At 67.1% G+C, this 20,237-nt stretch carries 20 protein-coding genes; 13 read left to right on the top strand and 7 right to left on the bottom strand.

Annotated elements, in window-relative coordinates:
• Nucleotides 1-237: 237 nt before the first annotated feature.
• Nucleotides 238-648, top strand: a complete 411-nt coding sequence (locus tag WEB52_06975; protein ID MEX2226174.1) for an SRPBCC family protein — start codon at nucleotides 238-240, stop codon at nucleotides 646-648.
• A gap of 3 nt (nucleotides 649-651) precedes the next feature.
• On the opposite strand, the gene WEB52_06970 is transcribed toward WEB52_06975, so the two are convergent.
• On the bottom strand, nucleotides 652-2,223 hold the full coding sequence (locus tag WEB52_06970; GenBank protein MEX2226173.1) for an ABC-F family ATP-binding cassette domain-containing protein: 1,572 nt from the start codon (nucleotides 2,221-2,223) through the stop codon (nucleotides 652-654).
• A gap of 145 nt (nucleotides 2,224-2,368) precedes the next feature.
• Here WEB52_06970 and WEB52_06965 point away from each other — a divergent pair, with 145 nt between their 5' ends.
• From WEB52_06965 to WEB52_06915, 11 genes are all read left to right on the top strand, one after another.
• Nucleotides 2,369-3,472: an HD domain-containing phosphohydrolase gene (locus WEB52_06965; GenBank protein MEX2226172.1), complete on the top strand. Its 1,104-nt coding sequence runs from the start codon at nucleotides 2,369-2,371 to the stop codon at nucleotides 3,470-3,472.
• A 22-nt stretch (nucleotides 3,473-3,494) separates the two neighbouring features.
• Nucleotides 3,495-4,241, top strand: a complete 747-nt coding sequence (locus tag WEB52_06960; protein ID MEX2226171.1) for a hypothetical protein — start codon at nucleotides 3,495-3,497, stop codon at nucleotides 4,239-4,241.
• A gap of 285 nt (nucleotides 4,242-4,526) precedes the next feature.
• Nucleotides 4,527-5,153, top strand: coding sequence for a 50S ribosomal protein L9 (gene rplI / locus WEB52_06955; GenBank protein MEX2226170.1), 627 nt, complete (start codon nucleotides 4,527-4,529; stop codon nucleotides 5,151-5,153).
• Nucleotides 5,154-5,227: 74 nt separating this feature from the next.
• Nucleotides 5,228-5,437, top strand: coding sequence for a hypothetical protein (locus WEB52_06950; GenBank protein MEX2226169.1), 210 nt, complete (start codon nucleotides 5,228-5,230; stop codon nucleotides 5,435-5,437).
• A 2-nt stretch (nucleotides 5,438-5,439) separates the two neighbouring features.
• Entirely contained in the window at nucleotides 5,440-6,816 is a 1,377-nt protein-coding gene (gene dnaB, locus WEB52_06945; GenBank protein MEX2226168.1) for a replicative DNA helicase, read from the top strand.
• A complete protein-coding gene (locus WEB52_06940) occupies nucleotides 6,813-7,520 on the top strand; it encodes a DnaD domain protein (protein MEX2226167.1) in 708 nt (235 codons plus the stop codon). The genes dnaB and WEB52_06940 overlap by 4 nt, the downstream gene beginning before the upstream one ends.
• A gap of 37 nt (nucleotides 7,521-7,557) precedes the next feature.
• Nucleotides 7,558-8,799: an ATP-binding protein gene (locus tag WEB52_06935; protein MEX2226166.1), complete on the top strand. Its 1,242-nt coding sequence runs from the start codon at nucleotides 7,558-7,560 to the stop codon at nucleotides 8,797-8,799.
• A 67-nt stretch (nucleotides 8,800-8,866) separates the two neighbouring features.
• Nucleotides 8,867-9,727: a patatin-like phospholipase family protein gene (locus WEB52_06930; protein MEX2226165.1), complete on the top strand. Its 861-nt coding sequence runs from the start codon at nucleotides 8,867-8,869 to the stop codon at nucleotides 9,725-9,727.
• Nucleotides 9,728-9,780: 53 nt separating this feature from the next.
• Nucleotides 9,781-10,413 (top strand): hypothetical protein, encoded by a 633-nt coding sequence (locus tag WEB52_06925; GenBank protein MEX2226164.1) that lies wholly within the window; start codon nucleotides 9,781-9,783, stop codon nucleotides 10,411-10,413.
• On the top strand, nucleotides 10,406-11,296 hold the full coding sequence (locus WEB52_06920; GenBank protein MEX2226163.1) for a class I SAM-dependent methyltransferase: 891 nt from the start codon (nucleotides 10,406-10,408) through the stop codon (nucleotides 11,294-11,296). The genes WEB52_06925 and WEB52_06920 overlap by 8 nt, the downstream gene beginning before the upstream one ends.
• On the top strand, nucleotides 11,296-11,886 hold the full coding sequence (locus WEB52_06915; GenBank protein MEX2226162.1) for a hypothetical protein: 591 nt from the start codon (nucleotides 11,296-11,298) through the stop codon (nucleotides 11,884-11,886). The genes WEB52_06920 and WEB52_06915 overlap by 1 nt, the downstream gene beginning before the upstream one ends.
• Here the strand turns inward: WEB52_06915 and purL are convergent.
• From purL to WEB52_06900, 3 genes are read right to left on the bottom strand one after another with little or no spacing between them, the layout of a single operon-like run.
• Complete coding sequence (gene purL, locus WEB52_06910) at nucleotides 11,883-14,150, bottom strand: phosphoribosylformylglycinamidine synthase subunit PurL (protein ID MEX2226161.1); 2,268 nt, start codon at nucleotides 14,148-14,150, stop codon at nucleotides 11,883-11,885. The genes WEB52_06915 and purL overlap by 4 nt on opposite strands.
• A 37-nt stretch (nucleotides 14,151-14,187) precedes the next feature.
• On the bottom strand, nucleotides 14,188-15,411 hold the full coding sequence (locus WEB52_06905; protein ID MEX2226160.1) for a DUF4389 domain-containing protein: 1,224 nt from the start codon (nucleotides 15,409-15,411) through the stop codon (nucleotides 14,188-14,190).
• 24 nt (nucleotides 15,412-15,435) lie between these two features.
• Nucleotides 15,436-16,026: a DUF4389 domain-containing protein gene (locus tag WEB52_06900; GenBank protein MEX2226159.1), complete on the bottom strand. Its 591-nt coding sequence runs from the start codon at nucleotides 16,024-16,026 to the stop codon at nucleotides 15,436-15,438.
• Nucleotides 16,027-16,126: 100 nt separating this feature from the next.
• On the opposite strand from WEB52_06900, the gene WEB52_06895 reads away from it, so the two are divergent.
• Entirely contained in the window at nucleotides 16,127-16,360 is a 234-nt protein-coding gene (locus WEB52_06895) for a hypothetical protein (protein ID MEX2226158.1), read from the top strand.
• 32 nt (nucleotides 16,361-16,392) lie between these two features.
• On the opposite strand, the gene treZ is transcribed toward WEB52_06895, so the two are convergent.
• The 3 genes from treZ to WEB52_06880 all read right to left on the bottom strand — a co-directional run bounded on the left by treZ (nucleotide 16,393) and on the right by WEB52_06880 (nucleotide 20,219).
• Nucleotides 16,393-18,366, bottom strand: coding sequence for a malto-oligosyltrehalose trehalohydrolase (gene treZ / locus WEB52_06890; protein ID MEX2226157.1), 1,974 nt, complete (start codon nucleotides 18,364-18,366; stop codon nucleotides 16,393-16,395).
• Between the two features lie 108 nt (nucleotides 18,367-18,474).
• Nucleotides 18,475-19,677 carry an alkaline phosphatase family protein gene (locus WEB52_06885; protein MEX2226156.1) on the bottom strand — a complete coding sequence of 401 codons (1,203 nt, stop codon included), beginning with the start codon at nucleotides 19,675-19,677 and terminating at the stop codon, nucleotides 18,475-18,477.
• Nucleotides 19,674-20,219, bottom strand: a complete 546-nt coding sequence (locus WEB52_06880) for a DinB family protein (protein ID MEX2226155.1) — start codon at nucleotides 20,217-20,219, stop codon at nucleotides 19,674-19,676. Before WEB52_06880 ends, WEB52_06885 begins: the two co-directional genes overlap by 4 nt.
• Between the last annotated feature and the right edge of the window lie 18 nt (nucleotides 20,220-20,237).

Genomic DNA, 20,237 nt, shown 5'->3' with positions numbered 1-20,237 from the left:
CCGATTCGCGGGACGAGATCATAGCTGATTCCGGCGTTGTGGTGCAGCTTTCCGTCCGATGCCGGCGGCGCTCGTTCCACGTTTCCGGCGCCCGCGGCTCGTTCGGTTCTGCTGAGGAGCGCGCATCGGAAGGCGAGTATTTCCGTCTGCGATCGAGTACGTCCGAATCCGTCCGCTCCCGGTTCCCGTGGTGCGTCACGCTGCATGGAGGAATAAGCACCGCGGGAGGTACGGCAGATGGCAATCGTCCGAAAAGAAATCGACATCGACGCAGCACCGGATCATGTCTGGGCGGCGGTCCGGGACTTCGGCGCCGTGCACGAGCGCGTCGCGCCGGGCTTTCTGACCGGACTCCAGATGGACGGTGACGCAAGGATCGTCACGTTCGCCAACGGCATGGTTGCGCGCGAGGTGCTGATCGGCATCGACGATGACGACCGCCGCATCGCCTACCGCATCGCCGACGAGCGGATGGCGCACCACAGCGCATCCGTGCGTATCGTGGCCAACGCGAACGGCGGCAGTCGCTTCGTCTGGATCACCGACGTCCTCCCGCACGAAGCGGCCGAGGTCGTCGGCGCGATGATGGAGCAGGGCGCGCAGGCGGCGAAGCGGACGCTGGAGCGCCAGCCCGCGCGCCCCGCGTAACCGTCAGTCCTTCCGCCGCTCGAGCACCTCGCGACAGCCGCCGTCCGCGATCTCGTACACGCGGGTTGCGACGCGCTCGAGGATGCCCGGATCGTGGCTCGCGCAGACGATCGTGCCGTCGTACTTCTCCAGCGCCTCGATCAGTTTCCGGCGCGTGCTGCGGTCGAGGTGGTTTGTCGGTTCGTCGAGCAGCAGCACGTTTGTCGGCTGGATGAGGAACTTCGCCAGCGCGACGCGGCTGCGTTCGCCGCCCGAAAGCACCTTGATCGGCTTGAAGACGTCGTCGCCGCGGAAGAGGAACTGGCCCAGCACCGTCCGCAGCCGCGTGTCGCCCTCCTGCGGCGCGACCGCCCGCACCTCGTCGATGACGCTGCGCTCGCCGTCGAGCGCCTCGTCCTGGTGCTGGTCGTAGTAGCCGGGCCGCGCCCGCTCCGCCCACTGCACCGCGCCCTCCGTCGGCGCGATCGTGCCCGCGATGATCTTCAGCAGCGTGCTCTTGCCGCTCCCGTTCGGGCCGATGAACGCGATCTTCTGCCCCCGTTCGACGTGCAGGTTCACGTCGACGAGCACGACATGATCGCCGTACGCGTGGCCGATCTCATCGAGCAGCAGCACGTCGCGCTCCGTGCGGCCGTGTACCGAGAGCGTGAAGTTGACCTCCGAGTCCTTGCGCGTCCGTTCGATGCGCTCGACCTTCGCTAGCGCCTTCTCGCGGCTCTGCACGAGCGTCGCCTTCGATGACTTCGCCCGGAACCGCTCGATGAATCGCTCCTGCTTTGCGATCTCGCGCTCTTGCCGCGCAGCGGCGCGGTCCTGCAACTGCAACTTCTCCGCCTTCTGACGCTGGTACTCCGTGTAGTTGCCCGTGTAGCTCTCGACCGACTTCTCCCGCAGCTCGAGGATGCGCTGCGCCACGCGATCGAGGAACTCCGCATCGTGCGTGACGATCAGCACGGTCCCCGGGTATTTCTCGAGGTCCTCCGCCAACCACCCGCGCGCCGCCGCATCCAGGTGGTTCGTCGGCTCGTCGAGCAGCGCGTGGTCGGGGCGCCGCACGAGGATCTTCGCCAGCGCGATGCGCATCTGCCAGCCGCCGCTGAATGCGCCGCATGCCTTGTCGCGGTCGGCGGTCGCGAATCCCAGCCCGTCGAGCACTTTGCTGATCCGCATCTCGATGCGATAGCCGTCCATCGCTTCGAACTCGTCGAACAGCCGGCCCTGCTCGTCGATCAGCGCGTCGATCTCTGCGTCGCCCCGCTCGATGCGGCCGGCGATCTCGTGCAGCCGCAATTCGATCGCGCGCGCCTCCGGGAAGGCGGTCCACATCTCATCGAGCAACGCGCGGTCCGGGTCGAGCGCCGCTTCCTGCCGCAGATACCCCAGCGAGCCACCACGATGGCCCGCCCGGCCGCGATCGGGACGGTCCTCCCCCGCGACGAGCTTGAGGATCGTCGACTTGCCCGCCCCGTTCGCCCCGACGAGGCCCACCCGCTCGCGGTCGCCCACGATGAACGAGACGTCCTCCAGGACCTCCACGGGGCCAAATGACTTCGAAACGGCGTCTGCGTACAGCATGCGACTCCCAAGATAGCCGACGTCATCCCCCGCATCCGGGAATCAGTGGGTGCTGGCACCCATGCGGCGTCCGCAGGCCGCGCATTGTTCAGGTTGAATCGTCCCTCGCCATACCGATGATCTAGGAGGAGGTAGACGAACAATCGTGGGCGACGGGCACCTGACGCCGGTCTTCAATCCCAATGCAGAGGCGCACGCCATGCAGTCGCTGAACGCCGTCATGGTGATTTTCCAGACGGCGCAGCGTCCGATCGGCCCCGAAGGTCTGGTCGAACTCGAGCATAGCCTGGCGCGCCTCGTCGACTGCCTGTTTCCGATCGCCGGCAACGATGCTGACTTCGCCGGCTTCGCGCCGCTGCCCGGCGGCCACTACGTCCACCCGACCAAGACGGCCGAAGCCGCCGTTTTGCTCGGGCGCGCCACAGGCATGCCCCGTTCGCGGCTGATCACCGTTGCCACCGCCGCCGCGCTGATGAACGTCGGGTTCATGATGCTCAAGCAGTCGGTGCTCGAAGAGCCGCGCAACCTCATGGACGGCCAATGGGAGCAGCAGATGCACACCCACCCGGCGCACAGCATCGCCGCGCTCGCCGCCAGCGGCCTCTCGCACGAGGCGACGCTCGCGATCGGCCAGCACCACGAACGGTGGGACGGCTCCGGCTATCCCCACGCGGTCAGTGGCAACGACATCTGCGTCGAAGCGCGGATCGTCGCCATCGCCGATGACTTCATCACGCTGCGATCGCAACGCCCGCAGGAGCACCCGATGACGGCGCAGCAGGCGCTGCAAGCGATCCGTGACGGCGCCGGCCAGCTCTACGAGCCCGGCCTCGTCGATGCGTTCGTGGACGTGATCAACACCTACGGCGAAAAGGAGCCGCGCGCATCGAATAGCGGATCAGCGAGCGAAGCGGCGACTGCCGAAAGCGCGGCCGCCGCACAACGCGGCCAGCAGGCTCAGCAGTCCGACGCTGACGCATCCCGCGCGAAGCGCGAAGCGGCAGAGCCGGACGGCGATGAAACCGTCGCTCGCTCACACGCGGGCGCGTTCACAAGGCCGTCGGCGCGCCCGGCGCCGCCAGCGTACGGAATCGCTGACGGCCCACAGCGAACACTCGCCCCTACAGAGACGCCGCGCACCTCCGCCGGGCGTCGCACGCGCGCCATCGCCCGCACGAAGCTCACGCGCCGTTCGCTCTTCAGCACCGACGTCTACCTGCGCGGTGCTACGGGGCGCTGGCTGGATTGATCATCTGGCGTATCCTCTTGCCATGATTAGCAAGAGAATCGCGTGGACGCTATCCGTTGTGCTGCTCTTGGCGGGCATATTGACGATCTCTTGTGGCGATGATCAGTCGGATAGCGCCGTGCTCACCGCCGACCAAATCGATGAGCTCTGGCGGATCTCTCTCGACGCTTCCTTCGCCGCAACCTACGACGCCGAAATGCCGGATGGCGACGGCCGCCCTCAGCGGGTAGACCTGGCAATCAACAAGGCTGGCCCGCTCATGCGAATCGAAATGCGGTTTTCGGAGATCGTCGATTTGCGTGTCTATGCGACGATGGATCTGCGCGAGCAGGCAGACGGCATCGCGTGTGGCGTACGAACCCTGGACTCAGGAGAACAGGTTTGCCTCGTGGAGGACGATCAAGCATGGACACTCGTCTTCGCGCCCTTGGCGCCGATTGTGCTTCTGATCGATGAATTCGGGCTTCCTGGCGCCGCCGAAGTCTCTTCCGTTGGCGATCGCTCCATCGCCAGACTCGAAGCCCGCTGCTACGAGTTGGCAGGGGATGATCTGGCGGATGGAGTCGAGTTCTGTGTTGGATCGAATGGCGAACCACTACAACAATCGTATTCCTTCGGCGGTTCACCGGCGAGCTTCACCGCGACCAGTGTGCAACACGAAGTCACAAAGGACGACGTGGAAATCCCACTGCCCATCGTCCACGAAGCGGATCTGTCCGCGGCTGACTGCGAGTCACTCGATCTGCAGTGCCTCCACCTCGATCGCTGACCTACGACCCCACTGGCCGACTGAGATACTGACAGACTCACCGACGACCGTCGCTTGACAGCGTCCGCACATACGTTCTACCATCGACCGAACGGCGTTTCCCACCTATCGAAGCGCCAACACCACGGACAGTGGGATGATTTCGGGAATACGGTTGACCTGTTATAACTTGTCCGGCGTCACAGTCGGCGTAGTATCACCACTGACGGCGTCCTTACCTGCCCGCTCCTCAGCCACCACACCCGCGGGCACGTCAGGACGGCGTCTCTTTGTCAGGAGAATCCCGTGAAGGTCGTATTCCTCGAAGACGTGCAGGGCACCGCGAAGATCGGCGACATCAAGGACGTGAAGCCCGGGTTCGCCCGCAACTACCTCCTGCCGCGCCGTCTCGCCGCCCCCGCGACACCGTCGCTGATCAAGTCCGCCGAAGCACGCGCCGTGCGCGAATCGCGCCTGCAGGAAGCGCGCGACAACGATGCCCGCGGCGTCGCCGACAAGCTCGACGGCACGGCCTTCGAGTTCCGCGCCAAGGCCGGCGCCAGCGGCAAGCTCTTCGGTTCCGTCGGCACGGCGGATATCGCCTCCCGCGTCGCCGAAGTGATCGGCGCCGAGTTCGAGCGCCAGAACGTGCTGCTCCAGGAGCCGATCAAGGAACTCGGCGACTACCCGGTCGTCGTGAAGTTCACCAGGAACGTCACCGCGACCGTGGGCGTCAGCGTCGTCGGCGAAGACGGGACGACGGCCGCGGACATCCGCGCCCGGCAGCGGCCTGAGAGCGCTCGCGCCGCCGCGCCGGACGACATGACCATCGAGGACGACGCGACGGCTGACGAAGAAGAAGCGGCGGCCACGAATGAGGCCGCGGACGATGCGGCCGCCGAGGATGCGGTCGAAGGCGTCGAGGACGAGTAGGCTTCCCGATGCCCGCCCTGCGGGCTCACAGCCATCTGCCTCGCGCGCTCTGAGCATCGGTGTGATCAGTACGCATGGAGGCAGCCACGATGCCCGTCGCCGTCGACTACGAACTCGCGATCCGTGAAGCAGAGAAGTCGCTGAAGGACGCGCAGACGGCCGGCGACGTCCGGAACGCCTGGAAGCGCCACCTCCCCACGCTCGGGCACCGCACACTCGGACGCCTGTTGATGGGCCAGTCCGCGTCGGCGCTGCTCGCCAAGCACCCGGACTCCGAGGGTTAGCCGTGGTTACCGCAGATAAACTTCCACCCTTCGATGTCGAAGCGGAGGAGGCGGTGATCGCCTCGATCCTCGTCGATGAGGAGGCGATCGGCCGCGTCGAGGGGATCGTCCACGTCGAGGACTTCTATCGCGACCAGAACCGCTGGGCCTACGAAGCGTGCCTCGCGCTCTGGGAGCGCAGCGAGTCGATCAACCAGGTGACGCTGGCGCACGAGTTGTCGCGGCGCGACAAGCTCGATGAGGCGGGCGGCCTGCCCTTCCTCGCGCGCATCATCGGCGAGCTTGGTACGCCCGTCGGCGTCGAGCACTACGCCGGCATCGTCAAGCGCGACGCAACGTACCGTACGATGATCACCGTCGGCTCGCAGATCGTCCAGATGGCGTACCAGGGCGGCCCCGACCTCGATGGCGCGATCTCCCGCGCCGAAAACCTGACGATGCAACTGCGCCAGGCGCAGCGCATGAGTGACCTCGTGCCGCTGCGGGAGTTGCTCGATGCGTTCTGGGAGACGCCGGGCATCGATTCGCCGTTCGCCGGCACGATCGGCTCTGTGCGTTCGGGCTTCATGGACCTCGACACGCTGCTCGGCGGCTTCCACCGCTCTGACCTGATGGTCGTCGCCGCCCGCCCCAGCGTCGGGAAGTCGGCGCTGCTGCTCAACTTCGCGCGCAACGCCGCCGTCGCACAAAACGCGCGCGTCGCCATCTTCACCATCGAGATGTCGGGCGAGCAGCTCGCGCAGCGGCTTCTCGCCGCAGAGTCGAATATCGACGCGTCCCGCCTCCGCCTCGGGCAGATGAATGACGTCGACGAGCGGCGCGCCATGCAGGCCACCGGCGAACTCTCCGCCCTCGACATCTACATCGACGATTCGTCGGTCGTCACGGTGCCACAGTTGCATACGAAGCTGCGCCGCCTTAAACAACAGCTCGGCGACCTCGACCTCGTAGTCATCGACTACCTGCAGCTCATGCACGGCGGCAGCCGCAACCGCGATAACCGCGTGCAGGAAGTGAGCGAGATCTCGCGCGGCCTCAAGATGCTCGCGCGTGAGCTCGACGTGCCGATCCTCGCCGCCGCGCAGCTTTCGCGCGCGCCTGAGATGCGGCAGCCGCACATCCCCATGCTGAGTGACCTGCGCGAGTCGGGAAGCATCGAGCAGGACGCCGATATCGTCATGTTTATTTACCGCGAGGACGTGTACGTCACGCGCGAAGACTGGGAGATGCGCAACTTCGACCAGCCGTATCCGGAAGGCATCACCAAGCTGATCGTCGCGAAGCACCGCAACGGCCCGACCGGCGTCGTACACCTGCGGTTCCGTAGCCATCTCTCGCGCTTCGAAGACTTGATGGTGGTCGAAGAGGAGTCGGCGTGACCTTCGCCGGCTTCCCGGCCCGCCCGCAGTCCACGGCGATCCCGAACGTCTTCTTGAGCGACGTTCTGCCTCGCCTCGCCGACGACGCCGTTTCGATGGGCGTCGTGCTGTACGCCTTCAACCTGCTCGCGCGCAGAAAGGGATATCCGCGCTACCTCACGACGGCCGACTTCCGTGCCGAGCCCGGCGTGGCGTCGTTCTTGCTCACCGCGCAGGCCGGCGACGATGCGGTCGAGCGCGGGCTGACGCGCGCCGTCGAACTCGGCGCGCTGCTCACGTTGAGCGTCACGGTCGACGGCAGCGACGTCGCGCTGTTCTTCCTCAACGCGCCCGCCGACCGGCGCGGCATGGAGGCGATCCGCAGTGGCGCCGTCGCGCTCGGTCCGGTCGTGCAGCCGCCACCGGCATCGATGCCGCGGTCGAGCGTGTTCGCGCTGTACGAATCGCTGATCGGCGGCATCTCGCCGCTGGTCGCCGACGAATTGGCCGAAGCGGAACGTCGGTATCCCCACGAATGGCTGGAAGCCGCGTTCCGGGAGGCCGCGGCGCAGAACGCGCGCTCGTGGCGATACGTATCCCGCATCCTCGAACGCTGGGCAGTCGAAGGACCCGACTATGCGAAAACTGGAAGAGATGCTCCCGAAAGTGACCGCTACTTCTCCGGCAAGTACGGCCGCATCCTCAAGCAGCGTCTCAACCCCTGACGACGGCGCGTGCCCGCACTGCGCGGGCGCGAGGTTCGTGCGCGTCAACGTCCCGCTCGGCCATCCTGAGTTCGGGCAGGCGGTGCCGTGCCGCTGCTCGCGCGAGGAAAGCGTATCGGACCGCGCCGACAGGCTGCTCCGCTACTCGAACATCGGGCCGCTGTCGAGGCTCACGTTTCGCAACCTGATCGGCCGCGGCCGCAACCCCGGCGCACGCGACCAGGAGCAATACGCGCGCTGCGTCGAAGACGCACGCTCGTTCGCCGAGTCGCCCGCCGGCTGGATCGTGCTGTCCGGCGCCAGCGGCTGCGGCAAGACGCACATCGCGGCGGCGATCGTCAATCGGCTGCTCGAGCGAGGCGAGGGCGCGCTGTTCGTCGTCGTCCCCGACCTGCTCGACCATCTGCGCTCGGCGTACCAGCCCGGCGCCGACGTCGGCTACGACGACCTGTTCGAGCGCGTTCGCAACGCGCCGGTGCTCGTGCTGGACGACCTCGGCACGCAGGCGCCGACGCCGTGGGCGCAGGAAAAACTGTTTCAACTCATCAATCATCGCTTCAACGCGCACCTGCCGATGGTCGTCACGACGAACCTCGCGCCGGAGCAGCTCGACGAACGCCTGCGCACGCGCCTCACCGATGCCAGCGTGGCGCGCGTGTACACGCTGGAGTCGCTGCGATCCACCGCCATCAGCGCCCTCGACGTTGTCGACCGGCCGCAGATGCGCGACATGACGTTCGAGAGCTTCGAGTTTCGCGGCGTCCACCTGGCGATGGAAGATCGCAAGCGGCTCGAGAACGCCTACCGGCAGGCGCTGACCTTCAGCGAGGCGCCGGCGGGGTGGCTGCTGTTCATGGGCTCGCATGGCACGGGCAAGACGCATCTCGCGGCGGCGATCGCCAACTACCGCCGCGCGCGCGGCGACGCGGTCTGCTTCGTCGACGTCGCCGAACTCGTCGAGTACCTGCGCGAGACGCAGGCCGGCGACGAATCGAGCGAACGCAACCTCGCCTTCCGCCAGATGCGTGACGCGCCGTTGCTCGTGCTCGACGATCTCACGTCGTGGGGCAAGGACCGCCTGTTCTCGGTGCTGAACTATCGATACACGCGCCGCATGCCGACCGTCGTAACGACGGCGCTCACGCTCGACGAGCTTGGCCCGCGCCTCGCGTCGCGGCTGCTCGATCACGCCGTGTGCAGCCAGATCGTGCTCGATGCGGCGCCCCACTTCGAGGCGCCCGCGCCGAAGCGCAGCCGCGCTCCCCGCACACGCCGCTAGTGGCTCCTCCGCGCTCGCCGCGTCTATCATGCGCCGGCGTCTAGGCATGCGACGGGAGGAGGATCGGATGAAGCGAGCGCTCGTGCTCGGCGGCGGCGGCAACGTCGGCATCGCCTGGGAGACGGCCATCGCCGCCGGCCTGCTAGACGCCGGCCTCGATGTGCGCGAAGCCGACCTGATCGTCGGCACGTCTGCGGGCTCCGTCGTCGGGACGCACCTGGCGCACGGCCACGATCCGCGTGAACAGCTCACCGAGCTGACGCGGGAACGCGAGCGGCCGCTCAGCGCGGCGACCAGCAGCGACCCCGCGCACGCCGCCGCGACGTTTCAGCTCTGGGCATCCGTCGAGCGCATGACGCCCGCGCACGCCGCGAAGATCGGCCGTATGGCACTCGACGCGAAGACCGTCGACGAGGAGCGCTGGCTGCAGTCCTTCGCCGAGCACGACTTCCCCGGCTGGCCCGCCAAGCCCATGCTGATCACCGCCGTCGATTGCGCGAGCGGAGAGCTTGCCGCGTGGGAGAAGGCGCACGGCGTGTCGATCCAGCACGCGGTCGCGTCGTCATGCTCGGTGCCGGCGCTCTTTCCGCCGGTCACCATCAACAACCGCCGCTACACCGATGGCGGCGTCCGCTCCGGTACGTCGGCGGACCTCGCGCAGCGCATCGAACCGGACGTCGTCCTCATCATCGCCACGATGGGCGCGACCGATCGCGGCATCAACGGGCTCGCAGCGCGCGACATCGCGCGTGAGAAGGGCGAACTCGAAGCCGCCGGCGCGAAGGTGCTCGTCGTCATGTTCGATGACGCCACGAAGGAAGCCGCCGGCCCCAGCCTCATGGATCCGTCGAAGCGCGTCGCCGTCGCCGAGACGGGGCGCGCGCAGGGCCGCCGCATCGCAGATGATCTGCGTCCGGTGTGGGGCTGACGGAGTGACATGATGCGTCCGAGCCACGCGGATCCGTCCGCTAGAATTGCCGCATGACAGCACCTGTACACGAAGAGTGCCGCCCCGGTTCGGGCCTTTCCGACGAAGTGCGTACCGCTACGCTCGCCGTGTTGCGCGCCGTCGTGCCTGCGATGTTCAAGGCGCAGCAGCCGTGGGCGCTCATCGGGAGCACGGCCAGCGTCCTGCAGGGTCTCGAAGGCTACAGCCCGCCCGACATCGACCTCGCGACGACGAGCGAAGGGGCGTACATCATGGAAGGCGCCCTCTGCGACATCGCCCCGACGCTCCGGCCCGTGGCCCACAGCTCCTCCGGCCCGTACACCAGCGACTTCGGCATCTTCGAGGTCTACGGCGTCAAGGTGGAGGTGATGGGCGACCTGATCATCGCTAAGGACGATGGTCACATCGCGCTGACTGAGCACTGGTCGACGTGGAGCGATAAGGTGCGCGTCCTGCACTTCGAAGACCAGCACGTGCCCGTCGCGCCGCTCGAATGGCAACTCGTCGCCAACGCGCTGCTCGCGCGGCCCGAGCGCGTCGGCGGCGTCGCGCAGCACCTGCTAGAACACGGCTACGACGCCGCCTACCTCGACGCGCTGCTCGCCGATGACGGCCTGGGGGAGCGCACGCTGCGGACGTCGCGGGAGGCGCTGCGTCTTGCGTGACACGCGCGCGACTCCGCCCCGCGTCGAGCCCGACGTCTACACCGGCGACTACTACCTGACGAACTGCCACGGCTACGAGGACTTCGTCGTCAGCAAAGGCCGCAAGGTCGGTCCGCGCTTCATCAAGGCGCTCACCCTCGCCGGCGATCTGCGTGGCAAGCGCGTCCTCGATGTCGGATGCGGGCGCGGCGAGTTGGTGATCCAGTCAGCCCTGCGCGGCGCCGAAGCGTGGGGCATCGACTACGCGCAGGCCGCCGTTGATATCGCGGCGCAGGCGCTCGCCGAGATCGACGACCCGGCGAGCGGTCGCATGCACGTCGACCAGATGGACGTGAAAGCGCTCCGCTTCGATGATGCGTTCTTCGACGTCGTCTTCATGATGGACGTCGTCGAGCACCTGTACCCGCACGAGCTTGCCGCCGCGTTCGATGAACTGCACCGCACGATCCGCCCCGGCGGTCTCCTCGTCATGCACACATCGCCGAACAAGACCTTCGAAGAGAAGGTCTACCCGCACTACAGCCGCCGCGTGAACCAGGCCGCGCTCCGCCTGAGCCGCCTGCTCCGCTTCGGCGACGGACTGTTCAACGAGACGATGCTCCCCACCGGCCGCGAGTTCCCGCACGACACGTTCGAGCGCGAGATGCACATCAACGAGCAGTCAGCGCCCGCCCTCGCGATGAACGTCGAGCATCACGGCTTCCGCGTGCGCTCGACGCAGTTCTGGGAGCCGCCGTCGAAGGGCGGCTACTTCGATTCGCGCCGGCTCAACATCGAACTGCGCGTGCTCGACTTCATCCGCTTCCTGCGGCCGCTCAGCATGTATCCGCCGCTCAACCGCTTCTTCTGCAACCACATCTGGATGACGGCGGTACGCGTCTGATGCCCGACGAACTGGCGCACCGCGCCGCGCTCGTCTTCGGCGTCGAGCGTCCCGCCGGACGCAACGCCGCCGTCGCGCTCGCCGAAGCCGGCGCGAATGTCGCGCTCGTCACACTGAGCGAAGACACCGCCGCCGAGTTCGCCGCCAACAGCACCGCGAACGAGTTCTGGGCGATCGGCCGCAAGAGCATCGTGCTCACGACGGACGGCGGCGAGACGACGTTTCGAGAAGCCATCGCCGATGCGAGCACAGATCTCGGACCGATCAGCATCCTCGTCTACCACGCCCGCGCGCCGATGCCACCGGCAGCGCTCGCAGGGCTGCGCTCCGACCCCGCCATCATCGTCATCATCGATGGTGAAGACGTTGCCGCGTCGCGAGAACTGCTCGCGTGGGCGCGCACGCTCGCCGACGCCGGCCTGCGCGCCAACGCGCTCGTCACCTCGCGCGCGTCCGCCGATGCCATCGGCCCGGCGCTGAAAGAGCACAAACCCCCGCAGCCGCTCGACGTGAAACGCGCTATGGTCTACCTCGCATCAGACGTCACCGCCGCGGTCGAAGGCGCCCTGCTCGTGGCGGAAGTGGCCTAGACGTTCGCCGTCACGCCCGCCATCGCCTTCGGCAATCCCGACTCGTACGCATCCCGCAGTTCATCGACCGAAACGTCGATATCGCCGAGCACGACGCGATCGCCGCCAACGACCCCGATCTCCTCGAGCGGCACGCCATGACGTGCCGCGACCGCCCCGAGCGCCGCCCGATCACCGGCTGCGCATGACACCACGACCCGCGACTGCGACTCGCTGAACAACGCGACGGCGTCGAACCGCCGGTGCGACGTCACGCCCAGCGCCCCATGAATCGCGCACTCGGCGATCGCGACGCCCAACCCGCCGGTCGACACGTCGTGCGCGGAGCGCAGGAGCCCCGCCTCGGCGGCGTCGAGCAGGAACCGCTGGACTCGCAACTCCGCATCGATGTCGAACGACGGCCTCCCGGCGACGACGCCTTGCTTCGTTCGGAGATATTCCGACCCGGCGAACCCTTCGCGTGTCGGCGCCGGGCCTGCGACAAGGACGCTGTCGCCTGCATCCCGAAACCCCATCGGCACCGCACGATCGGCGTCTTCGAGCAACCCGACTACCCCTACGACCGGCGTCGGCCAGATCGCCTCGCCGTTCGTCTCGTTGTACAGGCTCACGTTGCCACTGATCACGGGCAGTTCGAGCGCCCGCGCGGCGTCGGCCATGCCGCGGATCGCCTCGCTGAGCTGGTAGTAGACCTCCGGCTTCTCCGGATTGCCGAAGTTCAGGCAGTTCGTCATCGCCAGCGGCCGGGCGCCCGTGCAGGCGACGTTGCGCGCCGCCTCCGCGACAGCGATCGCGCCGCCCGCGTACGGATCGAGGTACGTGTACGCGGCGTTGCCGTCCGTCGCGACGGCGATCGCCTTCCTGGTGCCCTTGATCCGCAGCACCGCAGCGTCGCTGCCGGGGCCGATGAGCGTGTTCGTGCCCACCTGGTGGTCGTACTGCCGCCACACCATGCGCTTCGACGCGATCTCCGGCGACGCGAGCAGCTCCAGCAGCACGTCGCTCGTGCGAAGCGCCCGTTCGGAGCCGTTGTGCGCGCCGTCCGAGACGTCGGGTAGCTGCGACAGGTCGTAGTTCTGCAATTCGTCGAGCCAGCGCGGCTTGACGCCTTCCCGGACGTACGTCGGCGCGTCGGTGAGCTGCTTCGCCGGCACGCGCACGACCTCTTCGTCGCCGTCGCGGATGCGCACCATGCCGTCGTCCGTCACGACGCCGATCGTCTCGACGTGCAACTCCCAGCGCTCGAACAGCGCGCGCACGTCGGCTTCGTGGCGCGGCTTGACGATGACCAGCATGCGCTCTTGCGACTCGCTCAGCATCACTTCGTACGCCGACATGCCGGCTTCGCGTCGCGGCGCCTTCGCCACGTCGATGATGATGCCGGTGCCGGCCTTGGCCGCGCACTCCACCGCTGAGCTGGTCAGACCGGCGGCGCCGAAATCCTGCAAGCCCACGATCCAGTCGCGGTGCTCCTCGGTCAGTTCCAGGCATGCCTCCATCAGCAGCTTTTCGAGGAACGGGTTGCCCACCTGCACCGCCGGCCGCCGCTCCTCCGACGTCTCGTCCAGCTCGACGCTCGCGAACGTCGCGCCGTGGATGCCGTCGCGGCCGGTGTCCGCGCCGACGAGCATCAGCAGGTTGCCGGGGCCGTCCGCGCGCGCGTTCACCAGGACGTCCGTCCGCGCTACGCCGATGCACATGGCGTTGACGAGCGGATTGCCGGAGTACGACGGCGCGAAGCTCACTTCGCCGCCCACCGTCGGGATGCCCAGGCAGTTGCCGTACCCAGCGATACCGGCGACGACGCCGTGAAAGAGGTGCCGGTTGCGCGCTGCCACGTCCGGCGGCGTCTGCGCGTCCGGCTGCGGCGGCCCGAAGCGCAGCGAGTCGAGGATCGCGATCGGCCGCGCGCCCATCGCGAAGATGTCCCGCACGATGCCGCCGACGCCCGTCGCCGCGCCCTCGTACGGCTCGATCGCGGACGGGTGGTTGTGCGACTCGATCTTGAAAGCGATGCACCACCCGTCGCCGATGTCGACGACGCCGGCGTTCTCCTCGCCGGCCTTCGTCAGGACATGACGGCCTTCCGACGGGAAGTTCTTGAGCAGCGGCCGGCTGTTCTTGTAGCCGCAATGCTCCGACCAGAGCGCGCCGAACATGCCCAGTTCGACCTCGTTCGGCTCGCGGTCGAGCAGGTCGACGATGCGGTCGTACTCGTCGCGCGAGAGCGAGAGGTGGTCAAGCGTACGCTGGTCGGGTGGCACCCTTCATCGTAGCGCGACGCCGGCGATCTTGACAGTCTCAGTCGAACTCCCAGGCGACGTGCCGCTCACCTTCGCCCGTGTACGCGCGCAGCTCCTCGATGATGGCATCCTCGTCGATCTCGAATACCGCCCGCAAATCCCCTTCAATGGTTGAATCGAGGTCGAGCGGCGCCACCACGCCGTCGAAGGTGAGCAGCACGGGGTCCTCGGTGCCGTCGTCGGTCTTGAGCCGCAGCGTGTCCCGCTCGATATCGTCGTCGTCGACCGGCCCGAACGTGAACTCGTCATCGAGCCGATCGCCATCCGGCAGATAGCTCACGACCGCTTCGACCAGCCGCTTGCCCTCGCTTGCGCGCAGATTCTCGACGTCCGCGGGATCGGCGACGACCATCAGCGTGAACTCCTCACCGTCTAGCTCGATACGCGCCTGCTCCGCCGCGACTGAGCCGGCCAGCGCGTCTTGCAGGTCGACATCCGACGTTTTGCTGTCGTTGAGATAAATGAACAGGAACACCGCCAGCGCCACTGCTCCAGCGATCCCGGCCAACATGATCAGCCCACCGATGATCGCCGACGCGATCATGCTCCCGTCGCTGCCCGGACCTGCGTCCTCCTCCAGCGAGTACGGGGGAAACTCATCCGTGAGCGACTGGAAGTACGCCTCGACGCGCGCGCCCCAGCGCAACACGCCCACGACGAACGCGTGCAGACCCCGCGGGAACGCGCCGGTGAACAGGATCGCGAACCAGCCGATGATCACGACCACGACCGCCGCAATCACCAGGAACAACAGCACGATGAAGTGCGGGATCGACGTGATCAGCTTCCAGAACAGGAGCTTCCATCGTGACAGTCGGTCCGGGTACACGACGTCGTAGTTGAGCGCCCAGTCGCCCTCGAACGCGGGATACTTGTCTGTGAGTAGCGCGACGTACGAATAGGCGCGAAACGTAAACCTGTTGAGCCCGACCTGGAAGTCGAACAGCCAGTGAGGAATGTTGCCGCGCACGAGGATCGTCGCCCAGATCGCGAGCACGATCCCGCCCGCGATGCCGCCGGCATACGTGCCGCCCATACGAGCCCCGTCCTCACCCCACGAGCCCGCGTCGAGCGTGCCACCGCCGACCAGCGCCAGGAAGATCAGCACCGGTATCACAAGGAGGATCCGGAACGCCGTCGACAACCGCGAGACCCGCTCGGGGTACTCCATCGTCATCTGGACGGGATAGCGCGGCTGGATCGCGTCAGCGTCGACGCTCATGTCGTACTCTCCCTGCCTGCCGTGCTATTTCAAACTGAACGGCGGATATCTGTCGGTGAACAGGTACGCGTACTCGCTCGCGCGCTCGGACCAGCGCAGCGCTCCCACCACGAAGTCAAACATGCCCTGCGGATACTTCCCGGTGAACAGGATCGCGAACCAGGCGACGATCGTCAGGATCAGCGCAACGACCATAACGACCGCGGCCACGAGGAGGTTGGGCAGCACGAGCAGCCACTTGATGAAGGGCAGGAAACGGTTCAGTCGTTCCGGATAGTCGACCTCCAGCACTGCCGGGTATTGCCCCGCGTCGAGCGAGAAGGGCGGATACTCATCGCGGAGCAACAACACGTACGCCACCGCGTTCAGTTGCCATCGCCGGTAGCCGACGGCGAACTTGAAGAGCCCCTCCGGGTACTTCTCCGTGAACAGGATCGCGAAGACGGCAATCAGCGTGACGATGCTCCACGCGATCTGCAGAAAGTACAGGATGATCAAGTGCGGGATCGCCAGCAGCCACTTCACGAAGATCAGCCCTCGCGACAGGCTCTCGGGATAGGGCACCTCTACGCGGATCGGATAGGCGTCCGGGGGCGCCGCAGCCATCGTTGCCATCTTCTACCTCCTTGCAGACCGTGTAACGCGCTTACTCTGTGAGAGAACTCTCTTGCTGTCAATGGGTGCGGGGCGATTCCAGATGCTAGATTGCCGCTCGATGGACGACCGCCGCTCGACTTTACGAAACGAGGCGATCCTGATCGCCATCGCGGTCGGACTCGGCGCGATCGGCGCCGCCGGCTACGCCGCGTGGCGCTACGTCCGCCTCGAAGATGCCACCACCGGCGAACGGTGGTCCGCCTTCGGCGAGGCGATGCTCTTCCCCGGGGCGGCGATTATCGTCGCCGTGGCCGCGATCGTCTGGCTGGGCTGGAAGGCGAACATCGACTAGCGGTCGCCGGCCGCGGCATCAGCGGGGCCAATTTATCCTCCCGAGACGCGCGATCGGACCGCCCGCACCGCACTCCTGGCGAACCGAAACGCCCGCACCGCCGCCGACGGCGACGTGGCCGCCAGCCACAGCACCGCCTGGGGCGGCAGGGCGACCATGTGCTCATCGAAGCGCGCCTGGTCATCGATGCCGCCGAAACGTCGCTCCTCGGTGGAGACTACGACGCGCCAATCGAGGTTCGCGAGCCCCTCGGGTACGCCCGCGGCCGACGGCGGCGCATCGACAGCCACGCCGAAGTTCGCGACGATCAGCCGGTGCTCGCGCCCGTGCCACATGTGTACCAGCAGCATGCTGTCCGAGGCCGCCACCGCGCGCATGTTGCGCCGGTCCTGGCGCCGCAGCACCCGGTCCTTCTTCCGCAGTGCGATCAGCTCGCGATTGAGCGCAAAGCGCTCCGCGCCGACACCCTGCTCGCGCTCTTCCAGGTTGAGCTTGGAATCGAGGAATGTGTGGTCGTCCTGCGGATCGGGGAGCGCCGCCGCCTCGAACCCGGAGAACGACGCGAATTCGCGGCGCCGCCCCTCGGTGATCTCGCGCCCCAGCTCCTCGTTGTGGTCCGTGAAGTAGTAGAACCGCGAGGAGGTCACGAACTCCTGCCCCATGAACAGCATCGGCGTGTAGGGCAGCAGCACGTGCAACGCCGACCACGGCTTCTGCACCGCAGCCCCCACCAGGTGCGCGAAGCGACGCCCGAACGCCCGGTTGCCCACCTGGTCGTGGTTCTGGATGAAATAGACGAGGTTCGTCGCCTGCACGGCATCCGATGGCGCGCCCCGGTGCTCCTTGAGGTGCCGCGAGACCTGCCCTTCGAACAGCCACCCGCGATTGATCGTGCGCGCCAGCTCGTCCATCGTGCCGTCGTAGTCCGCGTAGTAGCCGACCTGCTCGGCGCTCGCCGCCGTGTGTACGACGTGATGAAAGTCATCGGCCCACACCGCGTCGAAGCCCAACCCGCCTTCGCTCGTCGGCCGCACGTAGCGCGGGTCGTTCTCGTACGTCTCGGCGATCAGCACGACGCCCCGCCCCGGCGGCAGGTTGGCCCGCACGGAGTCCGTCAGGTCTGCAAGGATATGCCGCGGCGAGTCATCGATGATTGCGAACGTCGCGTCGAGCCGCAGCCCGTCGAGGTGGAACTCGCTGATCCAGTAGTTCGCGTTATCGATGATGTACCGTCGCACGCGATCGCTATGCGTGCCGTCGAAATTGATCGCATCGCCCCAGGGCGTCTTGTGCCGGTCCGTGAGGTAGTCGGGTGAGTACTGCAGCAGGTAGTTCCCGTCCGGCCCGAAGTGGTTGTACACGACATCGAGGATGACGCCGATGCCGCGCTTGTGTGCCTCGTCGACGAAGCGGCGCAGTGCGTCGGGTCCGCCGTAGTTGCGCGATGGCGCGAAGAGGTTGACGCCGTCATAGCCCCAGTTGCGCGTCCCCGGAAAGTCCGCGATCGGCATGATCTCGATCGCCGTGATGCCCAGGTCGCGAAGGTTGTCGAGATCGCCGGCGAGCGCATCGAACGTGCCGGCCTCGCTGTAGCTGCCGACGTGGCACTCGTAGATGACGAGCCCGGACGCGCGCAGCCCCTTCCAGCCGCCGTCATGCCAGGTGTACGCGCGCGGATCTATGACCTCGGACGGGCCGTGAGGGCCTTCGGGCTGGCTGCGGGAGTGCGGGTCGGAGAACGCGCCGCCGCCATCGACGCGGTAGCGATAGCGCCCGCCAGCGCCGATGCCGCCGACGAAGCCCGACCAGACATCGTCCGCATCCCGCGAAAGCGCCACGTCCGCACCGTCCAGCACCACGTCGATCTGAGAAGCCGCCGGCGCCCAGACGCGGAACTCCACGCCGCCCGCCACGACGGTCGCGCCCATCGACAGTTGCCATCGCTCACCGGCACTAATGCCCGGCTGAGGTGCGCCGGCGTGCGGACGCCGCTGTTCTTCGATCATGCGCGGGTGACCTGAGCCATGCGAAAGTCTACCCGCGACGTTGCCCGAAGCTACCCGTCGTGCATTGCGAAAGCATCGTAAGCCGCTACGTGCTCGTCATAATCAGGCTTACGCACTAATCAGCGGGATGCGCATTTCGTCCGGAGACAGCCCGCCGTGGTGCCCTGGCATCGTCGCGAGTTCAGGCGCGGGCTCGTACAGCAAGGCGGCGCCGCCGGTCGCGATGCCCACGAAGTCTCCCAGCCGGCGATGCGTTTCGGCCGAAAGCGCCGTCGGTCCGAACAGGCCCATGGCCGCCGCCTCGTCGACCTGCAGCAGCGCGAAGTCTTTGCCGAAACGCTCGCGGAACGCCCGCGTGAACGCGTCGCCCTGGCCCTCTGCGACGTGAAACAGCGGCGCCCGGCCGTCGCCGGTCGGCGGCACGCTCAGTAACCCCACCAGCGGATCGTCTCGATGCAACGTCATCGAGGCGTCGACGAGAAGTTGTCCGTGGTCCGCCGTCACGACGACCCGCCCGCGGCCATCGAGCCTGCGTGCCAGTTCAGCGATCTGCGTCTGCACATCGTCCAGCGATCGCGCGACCTGCGACGAGCGTGGTCCGTACACGTGCTCGGCGGTATCGACGTCGGAGACGTAAAGGTAACTGTAGGTGGGCCCCGTCGCGCTCGCGATCCGCTCGACGATCGCCTCCACGCCCTGACGGAGACGGCCGAAGCCAGAGAACGGAGCGTCGCCGGCCGAGTAACGTGAGTAGACGCTCCCGGCGATCGACTTCGGCGTGAACATCATGAAGGCGTGCGTGAATCCGGGTGCGCGAGCCCCGACTGGAAACGCGTACGACCTCGGCACTGCTCTTTGGTCGAGCGGCTTCTGTCCGAAGCGTTCGATATACGGCAGGATCGTCGCCGTCACGCCGGCATCCGGGAGGTACGTCCACCAGCCGGTCACGGCGTGCTCCGCCGGCCAGCGCGCCGTCGCGATCGACGTCAGCGCCGGCGCCGTCGACGACGGGAACACCGCCCGAAGTTCCACCACGAGCCGCGCGCGCAGAAACGCATCGCTCGGCAGCGCTTCGACGAGATTCATGCCGAGGCCATCGACCAGCACGAAGACGTAGTGATCGGCGCGCCCCACGAGGTCCATCACGAACCGCGCCTTCGGCCCCGGCGTGCCCATCGGGGCGCCCGCCAGCGACGCCATCGCCTGCGCGAGGTCGACGGTATTCGCGGCGCCCTCGGCCGGATGCAACAGGCAACCGCTACTCAGCGCCGCGCGTACGCGCGCGACGTCGCTCGCTGCGACGTCGGTCACAGGGGTGCACCCTTGAGTCCCAGCAGCCCGCGTATGAACTGCACTTCGCCAAGATGCTCGCACGTGTGGCCGATCGCGAACGCGCCGATCGTCTCGATGCGCGACATGCGGTCGTAGCCGGGATACACCTCGGTGAAGAACGGTAGAGAGACTTCCGCCGCGGCATCTTCATCGGAGACCGACTGCATGTACGACACGATGTCCGCGCCGACCGCCTGCGCGTAGGCGCAGACATCGTCGATCGGCAAGTCGATGTCCGCGATCTGTTCGCGGGAAAGCCCGTTGCCGAACGGCGTCATCCCCGTCTTGTCGACCGGCAGTCGCGCTGCCCATCCCTGCGAGGCGAAGACGCTCGGTCGCTGCATCACCATGCCGTGCACCAGTTCGTCGCCCGCGCGGTACGCATGCCAGAGCGCGAAGGTGATCGTGCTGTCGTGATGTTCCGGTTGCCATCGCAACTGCTCGGGCGTCAGGTCGCGCACGAGGATCTCCGGATACCAGTGCCAAAACTCGACGTTCTTCGTGAGCGCGTTCGTGCTCATGCTGCCTCCCGCCGGTGA

Source organism: Dehalococcoidia bacterium (assembly GCA_040902535.1).
Lineage (GTDB): Bacteria > Chloroflexota > Dehalococcoidia > DSTF01 > JACRBR01 > JBBDXD01.
Note: the sequence above shows the minus strand (reverse complement) of the source record. Positions and strands in the feature narration are given on the sequence as shown.

Coding starts and splice junctions, on each gene's coding strand:
- WEB52_06975 (MEX2226174.1), top strand. CDS start 238: ATGGCAATCGTCCGAAAAGAAATCGACATCGACGCAGCACCGGATCAT.
- WEB52_06970 (MEX2226173.1), bottom strand. CDS start 2,223: ATGCTGTACGCAGACGCCGTTTCGAAGTCATTTGGCCCCGTGGAGGTC.
- WEB52_06960 (MEX2226171.1), top strand. CDS start 3,495: ATGATTAGCAAGAGAATCGCGTGGACGCTATCCGTTGTGCTGCTCTTG.
- WEB52_06950 (MEX2226169.1), top strand. CDS start 5,228: ATGGAGGCAGCCACGATGCCCGTCGCCGTCGACTACGAACTCGCGATC.
- WEB52_06930 (MEX2226165.1), top strand. CDS start 8,867: ATGAAGCGAGCGCTCGTGCTCGGCGGCGGCGGCAACGTCGGCATCGCC.
- WEB52_06925 (MEX2226164.1), top strand. CDS start 9,781: ATGACAGCACCTGTACACGAAGAGTGCCGCCCCGGTTCGGGCCTTTCC.
- WEB52_06915 (MEX2226162.1), top strand. CDS start 11,296: ATGCCCGACGAACTGGCGCACCGCGCCGCGCTCGTCTTCGGCGTCGAG.
- WEB52_06905 (MEX2226160.1), bottom strand. CDS start 15,411: ATGAGCGTCGACGCTGACGCGATCCAGCCGCGCTATCCCGTCCAGATG.
- WEB52_06900 (MEX2226159.1), bottom strand. CDS start 16,026: ATGGCAACGATGGCTGCGGCGCCCCCGGACGCCTATCCGATCCGCGTA.
- WEB52_06895 (MEX2226158.1), top strand. CDS start 16,127: ATGGACGACCGCCGCTCGACTTTACGAAACGAGGCGATCCTGATCGCC.
- treZ (MEX2226157.1), bottom strand. CDS start 18,366: ATGATCGAAGAACAGCGGCGTCCGCACGCCGGCGCACCTCAGCCGGGC.
- WEB52_06880 (MEX2226155.1), bottom strand. CDS start 20,219: ATGAGCACGAACGCGCTCACGAAGAACGTCGAGTTTTGGCACTGGTAT.